At 64.9% G+C, this 14403-nt stretch carries 21 protein-coding genes; all 21 read right to left on the minus strand.

Annotated elements, in window-relative coordinates; translation table 11 throughout:
• Positions 1 to 4: 4 nt before the first annotated feature.
• The gene (locus ACIPK7_RS06230) at positions 5 to 1162 is read right to left on the minus strand and encodes a phage tail sheath subtilisin-like domain-containing protein (protein ID WP_401086433.1); all 1158 of its coding nucleotides are present in this window, start codon (positions 1160 to 1162) and stop codon (positions 5 to 7) included.
• 59 nt (positions 1163 to 1221) lie between these two features.
• Positions 1222 to 1500 (minus strand): phage tail protein, encoded by a 279-nt coding sequence (locus ACIPK7_RS06235; RefSeq protein WP_401086436.1) that lies wholly within the window; start codon positions 1498 to 1500, stop codon positions 1222 to 1224.
• A gap of 8 nt (positions 1501 to 1508) precedes the next feature.
• The gene (locus ACIPK7_RS06240) at positions 1509 to 3227 is read right to left on the minus strand and encodes a phage tail protein (RefSeq protein WP_401086439.1); all 1719 of its coding nucleotides are present in this window, start codon (positions 3225 to 3227) and stop codon (positions 1509 to 1511) included.
• A 10-nt stretch (positions 3228 to 3237) separates the two neighbouring features.
• A complete protein-coding gene (locus ACIPK7_RS06245) occupies positions 3238 to 3528 on the minus strand; it encodes a hypothetical protein (RefSeq protein ID WP_401086442.1) in 291 nt (96 codons plus the stop codon).
• Positions 3525 to 4655: a carbohydrate binding domain-containing protein gene (locus ACIPK7_RS06250; RefSeq protein ID WP_401086445.1), complete on the minus strand. Its 1131-nt coding sequence runs from the start codon at positions 4653 to 4655 to the stop codon at positions 3525 to 3527. The genes ACIPK7_RS06245 and ACIPK7_RS06250 overlap by 4 nt, the downstream gene beginning before the upstream one ends.
• A gap of 17 nt (positions 4656 to 4672) precedes the next feature.
• Positions 4673 to 4900 (minus strand): hypothetical protein, encoded by a 228-nt coding sequence (locus tag ACIPK7_RS06255; protein WP_401086448.1) that lies wholly within the window; start codon positions 4898 to 4900, stop codon positions 4673 to 4675.
• Positions 4897 to 5169, minus strand: coding sequence for a hypothetical protein (locus ACIPK7_RS06260; protein ID WP_401086451.1), 273 nt, complete (start codon positions 5167 to 5169; stop codon positions 4897 to 4899). Before ACIPK7_RS06260 ends, ACIPK7_RS06255 begins: the two co-directional genes overlap by 4 nt.
• Positions 5170 to 5172: 3 nt before the next feature.
• Positions 5173 to 5958 carry a hypothetical protein gene (locus ACIPK7_RS06265; protein ID WP_401086453.1) on the minus strand — a complete coding sequence of 262 codons (786 nt, stop codon included), beginning with the start codon at positions 5956 to 5958 and terminating at the stop codon, positions 5173 to 5175.
• Positions 5959 to 5965: 7 nt separating this feature from the next.
• On the minus strand, positions 5966 to 6556 hold the full coding sequence (locus ACIPK7_RS06270) for a phage tail protein I (RefSeq protein ID WP_401086456.1): 591 nt from the start codon (positions 6554 to 6556) through the stop codon (positions 5966 to 5968).
• Positions 6549 to 7442, minus strand: a complete 894-nt coding sequence (locus tag ACIPK7_RS06275) for a baseplate J/gp47 family protein (protein ID WP_401086459.1) — start codon at positions 7440 to 7442, stop codon at positions 6549 to 6551. Before ACIPK7_RS06275 ends, ACIPK7_RS06270 begins: the two co-directional genes overlap by 8 nt.
• The gene (locus ACIPK7_RS06280) at positions 7439 to 7765 is read right to left on the minus strand and encodes a GPW/gp25 family protein (protein WP_401086461.1); all 327 of its coding nucleotides are present in this window, start codon (positions 7763 to 7765) and stop codon (positions 7439 to 7441) included. Before ACIPK7_RS06280 ends, ACIPK7_RS06275 begins: the two co-directional genes overlap by 4 nt.
• Positions 7766 to 7771: 6 nt before the next feature.
• Entirely contained in the window at positions 7772 to 8005 is a 234-nt protein-coding gene (locus ACIPK7_RS06285; protein ID WP_401086464.1) for a hypothetical protein, read from the minus strand.
• Between the two features lie 40 nt (positions 8006 to 8045).
• On the minus strand, positions 8046 to 8624 hold the full coding sequence (locus tag ACIPK7_RS06290) for a phage baseplate assembly protein V (protein ID WP_401086466.1): 579 nt from the start codon (positions 8622 to 8624) through the stop codon (positions 8046 to 8048).
• Positions 8621 to 9169, minus strand: coding sequence for a hypothetical protein (locus tag ACIPK7_RS06295; RefSeq protein ID WP_401086469.1), 549 nt, complete (start codon positions 9167 to 9169; stop codon positions 8621 to 8623). The genes ACIPK7_RS06290 and ACIPK7_RS06295 overlap by 4 nt, the downstream gene beginning before the upstream one ends.
• Positions 9162 to 9839: a hypothetical protein gene (locus ACIPK7_RS06300; RefSeq protein WP_401086472.1), complete on the minus strand. Its 678-nt coding sequence runs from the start codon at positions 9837 to 9839 to the stop codon at positions 9162 to 9164. Before ACIPK7_RS06300 ends, ACIPK7_RS06295 begins: the two co-directional genes overlap by 8 nt.
• Positions 9836 to 10147, minus strand: coding sequence for a hypothetical protein (locus tag ACIPK7_RS06305; protein ID WP_401086475.1), 312 nt, complete (start codon positions 10145 to 10147; stop codon positions 9836 to 9838). Before ACIPK7_RS06305 ends, ACIPK7_RS06300 begins: the two co-directional genes overlap by 4 nt.
• Positions 10148 to 10150: 3 nt before the next feature.
• A complete protein-coding gene (locus ACIPK7_RS06310; protein WP_401086478.1) occupies positions 10151 to 11146 on the minus strand; it encodes a major capsid protein in 996 nt (331 codons plus the stop codon).
• A gap of 63 nt (positions 11147 to 11209) precedes the next feature.
• On the minus strand, positions 11210 to 11554 hold the full coding sequence (locus tag ACIPK7_RS06315) for a head decoration protein (protein WP_401086480.1): 345 nt from the start codon (positions 11552 to 11554) through the stop codon (positions 11210 to 11212).
• Positions 11551 to 12711, minus strand: coding sequence for a head maturation protease, ClpP-related (locus tag ACIPK7_RS06320; protein WP_401086483.1), 1161 nt, complete (start codon positions 12709 to 12711; stop codon positions 11551 to 11553). Before ACIPK7_RS06320 ends, ACIPK7_RS06315 begins: the two co-directional genes overlap by 4 nt.
• On the minus strand, positions 12708 to 14180 hold the full coding sequence (locus ACIPK7_RS06325; protein WP_401086486.1) for a phage portal protein: 1473 nt from the start codon (positions 14178 to 14180) through the stop codon (positions 12708 to 12710). Before ACIPK7_RS06325 ends, ACIPK7_RS06320 begins: the two co-directional genes overlap by 4 nt.
• Before the next feature lie 3 nt (positions 14181 to 14183).
• Positions 14184 to 14402: a phage head-tail joining protein gene (locus ACIPK7_RS06330; RefSeq protein ID WP_401086489.1), complete on the minus strand. Its 219-nt coding sequence runs from the start codon at positions 14400 to 14402 to the stop codon at positions 14184 to 14186.
• Between the last annotated feature and the right edge of the window lies 1 nt (position 14403).

Raw genomic sequence — 14403 nt, forward strand, 5'->3', positions numbered from 1 at the left:
CTCCTTAGGCGGCGAGGACTTCGGTCAGCCACTGGTCGGTGACTTCGACGCGGAAGTTGGGGTTTTCGGCGGGGGGGACGTCGGTGAACCGGATGTTCCAGTAGACCTTGCCCTGGGCCAGCTGGCTGGCGGTGTTGAGTTGCGGATCCGCGTAGACCTCGAAGTTGATTACCGCGCCCATGTTCTTCAGGTCGCGCATGAAGGCTTCGAGGCCGGCAGTGACGTCGGCGACGTAGGTCTTGGTGATGCCCCGGTCTACCGCCCACTTGTGCCCGGCGAGGATTGCGTCCATGACCATGTCGAGGGTGCGCACGCGGGTGACGAAGGCCCACTTGCTGTCGCTGGACAGCGTGCGGTTGCCCCAGAGGCGGTAGCCGCCGTCGCGGATGATGGTGGTGATGTTGGCGTTGTTCAGAAGGTTGGCGCGGCAGGTGTCGTCGCCGTCCAGGAACTCGACCGCGCGGGTGGTGCCGGTGATACCGACGAATTCCTTGTTCGAGGGCGAAGCCCAGAAGCCGTATTGGCTGTCGGTCCAGGCGAACAGGCCGGCGACCCAGGCCGATGCGGGGCCATCCACGGTGGCGCTGGTGGTGGTGTCCCAATACTGCACACCGGGGTCCACCAGGTAGACGCGCTTACTGCCGAACGACTTCGCATAGGTTGTGGCGGCTTCGTCGGTTGAGCCGGGGCCGTCCACGATAGCGATCGCGCGCAGCTTGCCGGCCAATCCATCCATGGCGGTGGCCACCGCGGCGGTGGACGAATGCCCGGGCGCCACGATCAGCCGCGGCTGGGCGTTGAAGCGTGGTTTGCCATCGAGCAGCGCCTGCAGGCCGGTGCGCTTGCCGGCGATATCCACGCCGCCGATGACGGCGGAGGTCTGGGTCGCTGGGGTGGCGTTCTTCGCTACGCCGACGGCGACGATGACGGCGGCCGCACGCTTGTAGATGGCTTGGCAAGATTTGTAGATGGCCGAGCTGTTGCCGAAGGCGGCAGCGGCCTCGCGTTCGTTGGTGATCAATACCGGTTCGTCCACCTTGGCGGTGGCGCCGGCGCCCGGGGTGAAAGTGTCCACCAGGCCGATGATGGACGAAGACGGTAGCGCGATGGTGCGCGCGCCGGTGTCGATGCTGGTCACGGTGACGCCGTGAAAGAAGCTCATGGGGTTCTCCAGACGTAAAAAAACCGCCCGTAGGCGGTTGGTAGATGGGTGCAGCAGACTTAGCGCTGACGCTCGATCAGCGCTGCGACGTCGGGGTTTTCCTGTAGGAATGCGGTGAGTTTTGCAATTGGGTCCGGTACCGCTTCGGGCTCTGGCTTGTTGACCAGGTCCCACTCGATTCCGTTAAAGCGTGGCCAACGGTCATCGGGCCAAGTTTCAGGGATGGGCGCGAGGGTGCTACGTGCAGGGACTAGCCAAACGCCGGGCTCGAGCGGGGACTCGTCGGCTTCGGTCTGACCGGTGTAGAGACCGGCAGTGTCGTACTGAAAGGCAATCATGAGGCACCTCAATAGCGGATGCAGGCCAGCAGGGCAATGTTGCGCGGGCGGGTCTCGTCGATGCCAGTGGCGTTGATGGTGATGGCATGCGAGTGGGTACCGTTGTTCTGAATGCTCAACGGGTGACCGTGCTCGCCGGAGTTGCCTACCGCGATGCCATGCGCATGTTCACCAGCGGCGCCAATACCAACGTTGTGCGCGTGCTCGCCGGCCCCTGCGATTCCGACGTTGTGGCTGTGCGCTCCTTGAAAGTCGGTTCGTATGGAGCGGTTATCCTTGTTCTTTCCTACTTGGATCTCTTGGTGAACATACTCGGTACCACTGTTATCAGAGCCGATGACTGCACCTGCTCCGTTGTCGGCATAGCGGAAACCGTGATCATGGGTTCCTTGCGCATCAGTCCAAGCACCGTGTCCGTGGTGGCCTTGCACATCGGTCCAGGCTGCGTGCGCGTGGTATCCACTCGCGGCGGAGCTGGCGGCGTGGTTGTGCGCGCCACCGGCGTTAGCTGTGCCACTGTGATTGTGGCTACCAGCGTCGGCGACGCTACCGCTGTGAGCGTGGCTCTGAATGGACGCAGACTGACCAGTGCCGAGAGCTCGGCCGCCATCGACACCACGGGCATCATCCCAACCACGAACGAATTCTCCGCGCAGATCGGGCACGTTAAAGGTGCTAAAGCCGTCGCCGTCTCCAAATAGGGTGCCGATCTCGGCGAAGAGGTCGGCATACGCGGTGCGGCTGACGGCAGCACCATTAGCCTTGAGGAACCCAGCGGGTACCTTGTTGGTGGCTCGGTAGACGATGTCACCGGGGGCAAGCCGTTCGCGGATTTCTGCGCGGCTGTAGACATCGAGGTTGGCCCGCGCCTTCGCTGGATCGATCACGTCGGACAGGTTGTTGGCCCTTTCCAGAGGGGCGGCGGCACTGCCCGCTGGCTCGTTGTTGACGAGCGTAATGCGTGTGTTGGCAGGCCAACTCTTGCCGAGCTTAAGCCGGGTTGAGCTCTGCGGGTCAGCCTCCCACTCGTCTGCACCGAAACCACGATCTTTGCGCAATCCCTCGATGTAAACCGCGAGCCCATAAGTGGTAGTAACGGCGAGATCGACTGTGGTTTGCCCTGCAGCCAATAACTGCTTCTCGGCGATGGTGTCGACGGTGACGTTGATTTCGCCTAAGTCTTTCCATTCGTAGTCACCGTCGGCGTTGCTGGCCTTGCCGAGTACCTGAGTAACGGTGCCTCCAGGGATGATCTGCGCAGCGGTGATGTTGGTGGTGATCCACATCTGCGTTGCGACAGCGGTGTTCGGATCCACCTGAAGGTTGACGACTTCGGCGTTGGATACGGCGAAGTCAAGTTTTACCGTGACGTCAGCGAAGGCCCCCTCCTCTGCCGTGGGTTTGTACGTCTCGGGCAGATTGCCGACTGCGAACAGTGTGCCGTTGCTGTCAAACACACCGACTTCGCGCAACGTAAAACCGCCAACGCCAGCAGGAACGACCAGTTCGGCAGTGAATCGACGGGCGTCAGTGGGCGACTGGAAAACGCGGTTGATCGGGGCGCGGTACCGTTCGCGCACTAACGCTGATGCAGATTCACTCGGCGTGGTGGAGATGCCGTTCCCGTCACCGACAGCCATGTGGGTTAGGTTGATGGGAACACGCATGGCCTCGGCGCGGGCGAGCGCGCTAAGGCCTTTTAGTGTATGGAGGGATTTATACGCCATGGGTCAGCCCTCAGGCCCAGACGCGCCAGGGGGTCTCGGGCTGGTGAACGGTTATGGACGGCGGCCAGTCGATGGGCTGCTCGGTGCGGAGGTTGGCGTGGTAGCCAGGCAGCACGACGGGGGGCGCTTCGGGGTCTTCCGGTTGTTCGCACCAGGTGCCGAGCACGTCGAGGGCGACGCCTTCAGCTGGAATCAGGCCGCTGTCTTCACCCACCGTGGCGAGACCAAGCTCGGTCAGGACGGTGTGCAAAGTGGCCGCGTCGGTGGCGCTGATGAAGTGGTCCATTTTTGTTGTACTCATGCGGTGAGGGCCTGCAGTTCGGCGTCAGAGAGGAGGCGGGGCCAGTAGCGAAGGGCACGGAGGTGGCCGTTTGCGATTTCATTGGTCGTACCGTAGGCGCGCATCAAGCCGAGGGTGTTGATATCCGCGAAGGAGGGACCGCCAACGGCATTGGCTGACACCACGGCCCCACCATTGACCGAGAAGGAGCGGGCACCGCTGCTGCTGAATGCCAGTGCGCCCTTGTTGACCTGACGCGGAATGGCTTTGGTGTTGCCGCCCCGATCAGGGGTGCCGGGATTGTTGTACCAAAGGAAATTGCCAACGACGCCCGACTGACGGAACAGCCCCAGCCTGTTAATGGATGTGCCCATGACGTAAAGGCTGGCGAAGCCCCTTGAGGATGAGTCTGGTTCACAGGGCATTACTTCGACGTAGAGCGTGCTTTCCAACGGGTTGAACCAGGGAGAGAGTCCGTTGACGGTGGCGATATCGGCCGCGCGAGTCGCTTGTGCTGTCGCAGTGGGGATCAGGCTGGTTTCAAAAGCGCCCACTTCCAGCTGAAGGCCCCCCAGGTACACCTGGGCACCGTCGCTTCCCCCGGAAAACCCTATCAAACGAATTTGTGGTGAGGCGGCCGCGGCCGTGGGGGTGAAGGTGAACTTGATGCGCTGAAGCTTGCCGGCTTCTGGCGTAACTCCACGGCTATCAAGCGAATTGCTGGAGTCGTAATAGGCCAACTGCAAGGAAAACGGGGCGCCTTTGGGCATCACGTATGCGGACAATGTGTAGGTGCGGCCCACTACAAGCGTGCTGGGGAGGACCTGACAGATTTGGTGGCTGTCTGTCCCGCTCAAGGTCACAAGCTGCATGGGCACTCCGTCGGGACCTAAGGTGCCGTCGGTGGAGATGCTGACGCCACTACCCTTGATCCAAGCTCCGCTGTCCAGGCCGGACGAGTACCGCAGCATGTTGGTGCGTTGCTCCTCGATCAGCAGGCCGCGCAGCTGCTTGGTGATGGGGTCGTAATCGAACCGAGGCTCGTTGGCGGCCACGGATTCGAGCTGGCCAAAGGCGTTGAAGCGGGTGGCTACGCTGGAGCGGCTGAAGTTGATGAGGTCGGCGAAGGTCTTCTGTGTCAGGGCCATAACGGAGCTCCGTTGGGTCACGCCGCGCGCAGCGGCAATGCGAATTCGTTAAGCAAGAGAGGCCGCAGAGTTGGCACCTCGGCAATGGGTTGGGTGGCGTAGTAGTCGGCGATGAAATCCAGCAGCAGCGAGGCGCCGTCGCGCATCCAGGCGCCCTCGCCTGCCTGGACTTGGCCTCGTGGATGGCCGCGCAGCTCGCCGATCAGGGGCCGCACCAGCGGCCGGCAGAGCGCGCGGGTGATCACTGGCGGACCTCGACAGCGGCGGCCTTGCAGGCGATGCACTCGATACGCAGCTGGTCGCCCGCCAGGAGGCTGATCTGCTGGGCGACGTTGCCCTGGCTGAAGGTCAGGCCGTCATAGGTGTGGAACTGGCCGTCCGGCCCTTTCAGGCTGACGACGACCTTCCCGCTGCCCAGGCTCCCGCGGATGAACAGCTGGACATCGCCGGTGGCGGGCACGCTGACGATGTCACTGGAGTCCTGTTTGTTGGCGATGTTGAGCAGCACAGGCATGGCTCAGAACTCCGAAAGCGGGACACGGCGCCAGGTGTTGGCGGCTACGGCCACGTAGAGGAAAGCGGGATCCACGGCGACGTCACCGAGGCTGCCGGCGGCGCCGGCCTTGGCGGGTACTGCCACCAGGCGGGTGCCCTCCCCTGCGACGTATTCGAGGGTTTCCCGGACAACCGTGTATTTGCCTATCACGCGCGGCGATGGGTCGGTGTCGACGCTGTATCTGCCAGCGATGAAGTCGAGCGACAGGGTTTCGGTGAGCAGCGTGGGTGTGTCGCCGATGAAGTCCAGCGACAAGGTCGGGCCGGTACCGGATGCGGCGGTACGGGTGCGGTACCAGCTGGAGCGGTTGCCGTGGGTTTCGTCGGCGAGCACGCGCAGGATGCTGCCGTCGGGATGGCCCCAGGCGGCGCCGTGGGCCTGGGTGTAGCTGTCCACGATCTGGCCCACGGCGGCGACGTCTGCCGCTGTTTCGGCGGCCCGCCGGCTGGTGAGGGCGGCGAGCGCGGAGGCCTCGGCGGCGGCGACGGACTCGCCGACGTCGTTGCACTGGATCCGCACGGTGTAGCTGCGCCCTGGGGCGGTGACCTTCATGTCATAGGCGCCGTTGGGCGCGGCGAACTGGATCAGGCCGTCGGCATCGGCGGTGACGGGGTTGCCTAGTGCAGCGCCGGCGGTGTTTTTCAGGCCGCTTGCGAGCGTAGTGGTACCAGCAAGATAAAGCGTTGCCACAGCGCCGGGCAGCAGGTCGCCCGCCGCGTTCTGGGCGAAGTAGTTTTTCAGTTCCATGGGGACCTCAAACGGTAACGGGGCTGTCCAGCGGCAGGGCGAATTCGTTCAGCACCAGGCGCGGGGCTTGATAGCCAGAAAGGCTGATTTCACTGCCCAGGCAGGCGGCCGCGGCGACGTGGAGTTGGGCCGAGCTGGTGACCGTGAGCAGCACCGTTTCCAGGTGGGAGCGCAGGTTTTTGGTGTTCTCGACCACGGCCAGTACGCGGGCCAGGTCGGCTTTGGTCATGGGCGTCTGGTTGATGTCCAGCAGCAGGCGGAAGGTGTAGGGAGCGGCGGCCGGGGTCTGGTTGAACCACTCTTGAATGCGCGCCGGTACGCCCAGCGCACCCAGGGCGCGTTTGACGGCGCCGAGCGTGCCCTTGATGCGCTGGACAGAGAGCGCGGCCTTGACCGTGTCGCGCTTCTGCCGTTCGGTCCAGCTGTCGTCCCAGTCGTCCACCGACCAGGCCCAGGCGAGCCAGGGCAGCAGGTTGAGCGGGCAGGTTTCCGGATTCCAGAGGCAGCGCAGCATGACGGGCAGGTCCATCGCCTTGGCGCCGACCAGGTCGAGGGCACGCTCGAGCACCGTGGAGTTGTGCGGCAGCAGGCTAGACATCGGTTTCACCCGCCACGGTCAGCACGACCTCGGTGCAGTAGCTGGCCTCCCCCGGCCCGATCACCAGGTTCTTGTTCGGGCTGGTGAGGTTGACCCGCTGCACGCCGGGTTGATGCAGGGCGTGGTAGACGCCAGAGAGGGTGATGTCCCGGCTCAGGGCGTGCTGCTCGCGGGTGTAGTTGGCGATCGCTGATTGAGCCGCGGCGAGCACGACGGCGGAGTCCGGCCCGGGCAGCATGACCAGCTCGGCCACGATGCGGTAATTGACGATGCTGGCTGACTGCACCGTGACGCGGTCAGTCAGCGGCCGGATGTGCTCTGCATTGAGGCCAGCCGCGACGACGGCCAGTAGCGTGTCGCTGGCTTTGCCGGTGCCCTCCCGGCCCAGGACGTAGACGGTCACGCTGCCGGGGATGGGACTGACGGCACTGATGTCCGCGACATCCGCCGAGGCGCCCAGGCCGTGGAAAACATAGGAGGCCATGCTGCCGGCGGTGGTGTAGCCCTCGAAAGAAAGCTGGATGCGCCGGCGGAAATCGACGTTGGACTCGTAGACCGGCTGCCGTGGCGGGATGGCCTGCGGGTCGCCCGGATCGATCAGCAGGCGCGCCACGTCGTAGCCAGCGCCGATCTGGTCCAGGTCGCCGTCCACCGCGTAGGCGAGCATGACGCCGCGGGCTGCATCGTTGACGCGGGCGCGCAGCAGCAGCTCGCGGTAGGCGACAACCTCGAGGAGTTTGACGATGGGGTCCGACTCCAGCGGGGCGCTCCAGCCCTCCCCCATGGCGCGGCGAAAGTCGGCGAGCTGCTGCTGGTAGATGGTTTCGTAATCCAGGGATTCGATCAGCGGCGGCGCGGGCAGGTTGGAAAGATCGATGCTGCTCATGTGCTGACCTCCAAGGTCAGGTGGTCGCCGAGGTAGACGCCGCTGAGGTGGAAGGTCACCTGCCCGCCGATCACGGACACCACGCGCACACTGGACAGGACCAGACGGGGTTCCCAGCGGCCGAGGGCGCGGGCGACCTCGGCCTGTACGGCGCTCTTCCAGCCTTCGGTCACAGGCAGGTCCACCATGCGGCGCAACTGGCTGCCGTATTCGGGGCGCATGCGCCGGCTGCCCAGCGGGGTGGTGAGGATGTCCTGAATGGATTGCCGCAGGTGGCCGACGCCACCCAGCGGCTGCCCGGTGTGACGATTGGCGCCGATCATGCTGGATTACTCGATGGGTTCGAACTCGGGGTTCTGCTGCAGGTGGGCGATCCAGTCCGCGTCGATGGCGGCGATTTCGCTGTTCTCCACCTGGGCGATGCGGCCGTCCTCGAGGACGAGGGTGCGGGACAGGTAGCGGGTATCGCGGAAGCGCCTGGCGGGTATGCCTGGGATTGCTGCCGGTGCTTCGGATTGCTCTGCCAGTGGTTCGGCGGGCGTGTCGGCGCGTTGCTTGCTCATAGGGACCTCTCAAGAAAAGGCCCGCATTTGCGGGCCTCGGTCAGTGTTTGTGGTGGTTGCTGTTGCCGCCGGTGTCGAGAATGCTGCCGGCGCTGGTGATGTTGCCGGTGGCGTGCAGCGTGCCGTCGATGGTGACGGCTCCCTTCAGGGTGATCTGGCCGGCGGTGATGGTGATGGCGCTGGCCTGCACGTCCACGGCGGCGTCGGTGACCGTGGCGGCCGAGCTGCCGACCTGCACAGCAACGGTGCCGGTGGGCAGGCTGATGGTGTAGCTGCGTGCCTGCCAGTCGTAGACCAGGGCGCCGCCATCCTGGAAGCGCCAGACTTCGACGTGGGCGCGGTTATCGGCCGGGGCGCCGGCATCGCCGAACAGGCCGGGGACGAAGGTGCCCGCCTCGGCCACGCCGGAGGGGCTGATCAGTACGCCCTGCTCGCCCAGGGTTGGCGCGCGCCAGTGACGGGCAGCGCCGGCGGCCTGGGCATGCCAGCGGACCCAGGCGCTGGTCCACTCGCCATCGGTGACGCGCACGCGGGCGTTGGCCAGATCCACCGCGGCGACGACGCAGGGCATGATCAGGGCGGCGAGCATGCGGTCGTGCTCGGCGGTGGCGTAACTCATGGCAGGCCCCCAGCCGGGACGTATTTTCCTTCATTGCCGGGGCCGGTGTCGGGGTCAAGGCCGATCAGCAGGATCCGGCGGGTGCCATCGGGCGCCTCGTCGGTCCAGGGCCACTCCTCCGCGCCCAGGTGCAGGACCTGAGACCACTCGACACGCCAGGTCAGATAGTTGTCCAGTTCGGGGCGGCTGTAATCCTGTTCGGCGCTCTGGAACTGAGCCGGTTCTACCTCCTCCAGGTTCCAGGTCTGGGTGCGCAGCAGGACCGCCAGCTGGGTGGACAGCTGGGCGGCCTGGCGGGTGGCGTCTGGCTGCTCAGGGGCGACGACGATGCGGGCCTCGCAGCGGCACTCGAGGGTGGTCTGGCCGGTACCCAGGTCGGTACCGGGTTCGAACTCGGCGATTTCCAGCAGAATGGCCGGCAGCGCCAGGGCGTCACCGACCTGGGGCCAGAAGCGCACCTGCTGTATGCCCGGCAGATGCCGGGCGATGTGCTGCTCTACGGCGCCGTAGAAGGCGTCGAGGGTCAGGGGGGCGTCTTCAGGCACGAGGCGATTTCCTCAGGTACTTGTGAAGCTCGTAGTTGAGTTCCTGACGCAGTATTTCCAGCAGGCGCTGATGGGCGCGGCGGGTCCATTGGTCGAAGGCTGGGCGGACGGTGTCGAGGTTCACCTTGGCCTTGGCGACGGGAAAGCGGCCGTACTGGTCTGCGTCCATGCTGCCGCGCCGCTGACCGCCACGGTGCAGCGGCGAGGTCAGGTCGGAGTCGGGATAGTCTGCGGCGCGGAAGTGCTTGCTCGCGGTGCGGATCCAGATGTCTGGATTCCCGCCATGCACGCGCTTGTAAAAGGCACCGACATAGCGACGGCCGGCCACACTGACACCGTTTTTAGTCTCGCGGGGACGGCCGATGCGGCTGGCCTCGATCGGATTGAGACCGAACCAGAGTTTGCCGCTGACGGCCGAGCCCTTGGCGAGGTAGCTGCGCAGGCGCTGGCGGACTGCCCGCTGGGCGATGCGTTGTTCCTTGCTGACGGTGCGAGCGATGTGCGTGCGCAGCCAGCCGATGGTCTTGTTGATTGCCCTCCTCTGCGCGACCGCCGCCGCTTTCGGGCATGCGGCGGCGAAGGACTCGAACGCCCGAATATCCGCCGCGGCCGGTTGCAGGGTAATCAGTCCGCCGCTGGCGGACTGTTTGTAGAAGCTGCCCACGCTCATAGGCGTTTCCTCAGCACCAGGACGACGAGGCCAGTCCCGTCCGGCTCAGGCCGCACGAAGTCATAGTCGCCGCCGTCTGGTGCCGGCAGATGGATGGTAACCAGGGCGCCCGGTTCCAGGCCGGCGGCGTCAGCCTGGCGGACCTGCAGAATCGGCTCGCGCAGTCCTGTGGGATGTCGACCGTATCTGGGCTCCAGCCAGGGCGCGGCGAAAAGGCCGGAGACTGGACGGCCCTCGAGGACGGCCGAGTCGCCCAAATGGGCATACACGGCGTTGTCCAGGCGCTGGGCGAGGTCGTGGAAGGCCATGGGCTACATCTGCAGGCGCAGGATGGAACGCGGCCGAGTGACGATGTGCAGAGGGTTGGACTGGGCTTCGCCTTCGATGCCCTTGTCGAACTTCATGCGCTCCTGCTTGCTGTAATAAGGCAGGCCGTTGGAGTTGACCGTGTCCATGTAGTCAGCCGGTGCGAAGGCTGTCTTGCACAGGTCGGGCACGCCCACGGGGATCAGCAGGGCTTCATCGTCGCGAATGAAGTTGATGCCGTTGACCTTGCCGCGGTAGCGCTCCCAGTTGATGCCGCCGAATTCGAAGTCCGCGCGACCATCGCCGCGCAGCTCGGAGGCTTGCTGGCTGTTGAGGTAGGTCTCTTTGACGCTCTTGTTCTTCAGCAGTTTGCGCCAGTACAGGCGGCCACACAGGGCGATGACACTGGTGGGCGTGTCGTTGCCTAGTACATCCTCCTGTTGCTCCAGGGCCTCGGTGCAGCGCTCACGGAAATCACCGCCAGCATCATCGAGGCCAAGGCTCAGGGCGATCTGCTCCACGCCGAAGCGGTTGAACAGGTCGCAGAGAACGGTTTCCCCGTCGGCATCGATCACCAGGCCAGCCAGCGCGCCCAGGCGCTGGTATTCGTGGGTTGCGTCGAGCTGGCGGCGGCATTTGGCCAAGCGCTTGTTGACGACCTCCTGCACGGCCTGCAACTCGGTGGTAGTTCCGAATGCACGGATGCCTTGAACTTCGTCCGCTGTGATCGTCCAGGTCTGCGGAAGGTGAACCGTATTGAACGGGATGGTGTTGCGTTTGCTGCCGTGCACGCGTTGGCCGGGGGCGCCGCGTTCAGCTGCTTTGACCAGCACCAGCGAATCACCATCCTTTTCGATCTGCACGGTGGTGGTTTGTACGCCCTCCTCCTCGAACAGGCCGAGGCGGCTGACCCGACCGGGGAGATAGGGTTGTTCGTTGATGGCGGTGGTGAGGCTGGAGAGGCTGAACGCCTCGTCGTCAAAAATCCCAAGGTCTGCCATGGGTGGATACTCCAGAAATGACAAACCCCGCAGGTGCGGGGCTCTATGAAGGGTGTGGCGTGGTCAGCGCACGATGATGTATTGCGAGGCCAAGGCAGTTTCAGCGGCAGCATCTAGCCCGGTCAGGCGGGCTCGTGAGGCCTCGGCCAAGCGGATGATCACCAGGGCGGGCCGGGCTTTGGCGGAAGCCGGCGCGGTGTTGTGCAGGATGGCCACGGCCTTCTTGGTGCCATCGGTGGCGGCCGGGTTGTAGGGGGCGTACTGCTTGCTGCTGGTGATCTGCCCGAGTAGTTGACCGCTGTACAGTGTGGGGCCAGCGGCGAGAGTCACAGTCTCGCGGGAGATGCTGCCGGGGCCTTCGCTGATCAGGTATTCGCCGGGATGGAAGGGTTCTTTCTTGATGGTCATGGCTTGGCTCCAGTTTGGGCTGCGGCGATGGCGGCCTGGCGGTTCTTCCAGATGTTGGTGGGGTTGATCGTGGCCGGCGGTGTCGGGTCATCCCCCGGCGGGATGGTGTTGTTGATTTCGAAGCCGCCTGTGCCGACGACCTTGTTGAACAGCTCGGCGCGCACGGCGTCTGTGTTCAGCCCCTTCGCCACGAAATCGGCCGTGAGGCTGGGCATGCGTGCAGCAACGCATAGGTCGTTGACCGCACGGGCTCGGGTCAGCGCCTCGTCTACGGCCTCGTCGCTGCGCAGCTCAGTGGCCTTGATGATGATGGCGGCCAGCTGGGGCAGCCTGGCCTTGTCGCACTCGCTGTGGATCCGCAAGGCGCGCGCGGATGCTTCGACTGAGTCGATACCTGGCGGCGGGTTGTCGGGTGCTGGTGGTTCGCTTGGGGCCGGCGGGTCAAGCTCCGGCGCCGGGTCTGTTGGCGTCTCCAACTGGTCCAGCAACGCCTTGGGGGCGTGGTGATAGCGACGCAGAGCGTTACCAGGGCCAAGGCAGGCCTTGACTTCGACACCCTCGCCTATCTGGTCGGCGAGGCCCAGGTCCTTGGCCTCGGCGGCGGTGAGCCAGGTTTCCTCGTTGATCATCCGGCGAAGCTCGGCGTCATCGATGCCGGTGGCCTTGGATTTGTAGGCGGCGATGATGGCCTCAAGGGCTTGGTCCAGCGCGCTGGCGGTCTTGCGCAGGTCTTCGGCATCGCCTGCGGCGTAGGTCCAGGGGTTGTGAATCATCATCAGGGCGTTGGTGGCCATGATGACGCGATGGGCGCCGCAAGCCGCGACGCTGCCGGCACTGGCGGCCAGCGAATCGACGCGGGCGGTACCGCGCTCACCCAGGCGACGCAGGGCGTTGTGGATGGCGAGGCCATCGAACAGGTCACCGCCGATGGTGTTGAAGGCAACGATGATCTGGCTTTTCTTGTCGTCCGCTGCGGCCAGGTCGCGGATGAAGTCGTTGGCGGTGATGCCCCAGAAGCCGATTTCGCCGTAGACGAAGACTTCGATGGGGTCGGTGCTGCCTTCGGCACGGGCCTTAATGTTGTACCAGTGTTGGGCGTTCTCGACGGGGGCGCCGGGGACCTTGTTGAGGATCCGCAGCCGGTGCTGTGTGGTCATGGTGTCTCCTTTTCGGCCGGGTCGGGGACCAGGGCGTTGAGGGTCTGGTAGTTGAGGCCAAGCGATTCAGCGCGCTTGGCGTCCTCTGAATTTTCCTTGTCGATGGTTTCGGCGTCGTAGCCGCGCTGTAGGGCCTTCTCACTGCGTGAGGCGAAGCCCGCGTTCACCTCCATCTGCTGCGACTGGACGTCCTGGACAGGGTGGATGTAGGCCCAGCCCTGAGGAACCCAGCGCGTGCGCAGGTATTCGCGGCGACGGGTGGCGTAGTCGGCCAGGCTGATCGCTCCGCTGAGGACAGCCATATCCAGCCAGGCTGCGCGGACTGGCCGGCAGAGTTGGTGGACGTAGACGCCGTACTGGATCTGTTCCAGGCGTCGGCGGAACTCGGTGAGGACGACGCGCAAGCCGCGGTCGTTGACGTCGCGCAGGTCGCCGGAGAAAAGCTCATAAGGCAATTCCAAGCCGTTGGCGGCGGCCATGAGTTGCTGACGCATGAAGTCGGAGTAGCTATTTCCGGCATCGGGCGGGTCGGAGAATTCGATGTTCTCGCCGGGCATCAGCTCCTGCACGGTGCCGGGTTCGAGGCCGGCCATGGCGACACCGTCGTGGCTCTGCTCCACTGGCCTACCACTGACCGGGTCGAGCATCGGCGGACCGTTGTCCGGTGCGTCACGACGGATGAAGGCGGCGAACAGGTTGGCCACTTCCTGCCTGAACAACACGGCGTCGTCGAAGTTGTCGAGGCTGCGCAAGCGCTTGAGCACCGGGGCGAGCCGCGGGACGCCGCGGAGTTGCCCTGGTTCCAGGGGCTCGTAGATGTGGAGTATCTGCTCGGCCTGGATGCGTATGAGGTTGTTGTAGCCGGTACCCGGTGCGGTTGGGTCGCGAGGGTGGACGCGGTAGCAGTGATAAGCCACGCGTTTGCCCTGCGCATCGAATTCGATGCCGGCGCGGATGATGTTGCCGCGAGCGGTAAGTTCGTTTTTCTCGGTCGGTATGAACTCGGGCGCGAGGACCTGGAGTTGCAGCGGAACCGCGTAGCCGTCTTCCGCCTTGCGAGGGCGGAGCCGTACGAAGCACTCACCGACGCTTTCAACCGTGCGGCAGATCAGGGCCTGCAGGCCGTAGAAGTCGGTGCGCTCGTCGGCGTCCGATTCGTCTACCCAGTCATCCCACAGCTGCTGTTGCTGTTGCCGTAACTCTGCGTCGGTGATGTTGGGCCGCGGAGTGATGCCGGTGCCGATCAGGTTACTGACGCGCTTGGTGATGGCGCCGCCGGCGTAGGGATCATTGCGGATGGCGGCACGGGAGCGGCTGCGCAGGGAGCTGAGTGCGGGCATGACCAGGGCGTTAATGGCTTGGTCAGGTGCGTCCCAGTTCTGCGAGCGACGCCCCTCTGCCGCGCCTTCGTAGCTGGCCTGAATCTTGGTGAGCTTGGCCAGCCTGGCGGGGTTGGGGCGGTAGCGCATGGCTTACAACCCCTTGCCGCCGTGGTAGAGGCGGACGACTCGGCGTGGCGGCGTATCGGCGGCGGCCAGTTCGGCCTTGATCAGGTCCCGCGCGGTCTTCAGTTCGTTGATGGAGCGGTACTCCACGGTTCGATCGCCGGTTGGCGAGCTGAACCGGACGGTGCGCTCGCCGGTGGCTATCGCGCGGTCAACTGCGTCGAGGTCGCTCTGGGTGTAGGCCATG

Origin of the sequence: Pseudomonas sp. NPDC086581 (genome assembly GCF_044746165.1) — a bacterium.
Lineage (GTDB): Bacteria > Pseudomonadota > Gammaproteobacteria > Pseudomonadales > Pseudomonadaceae > Pseudomonas.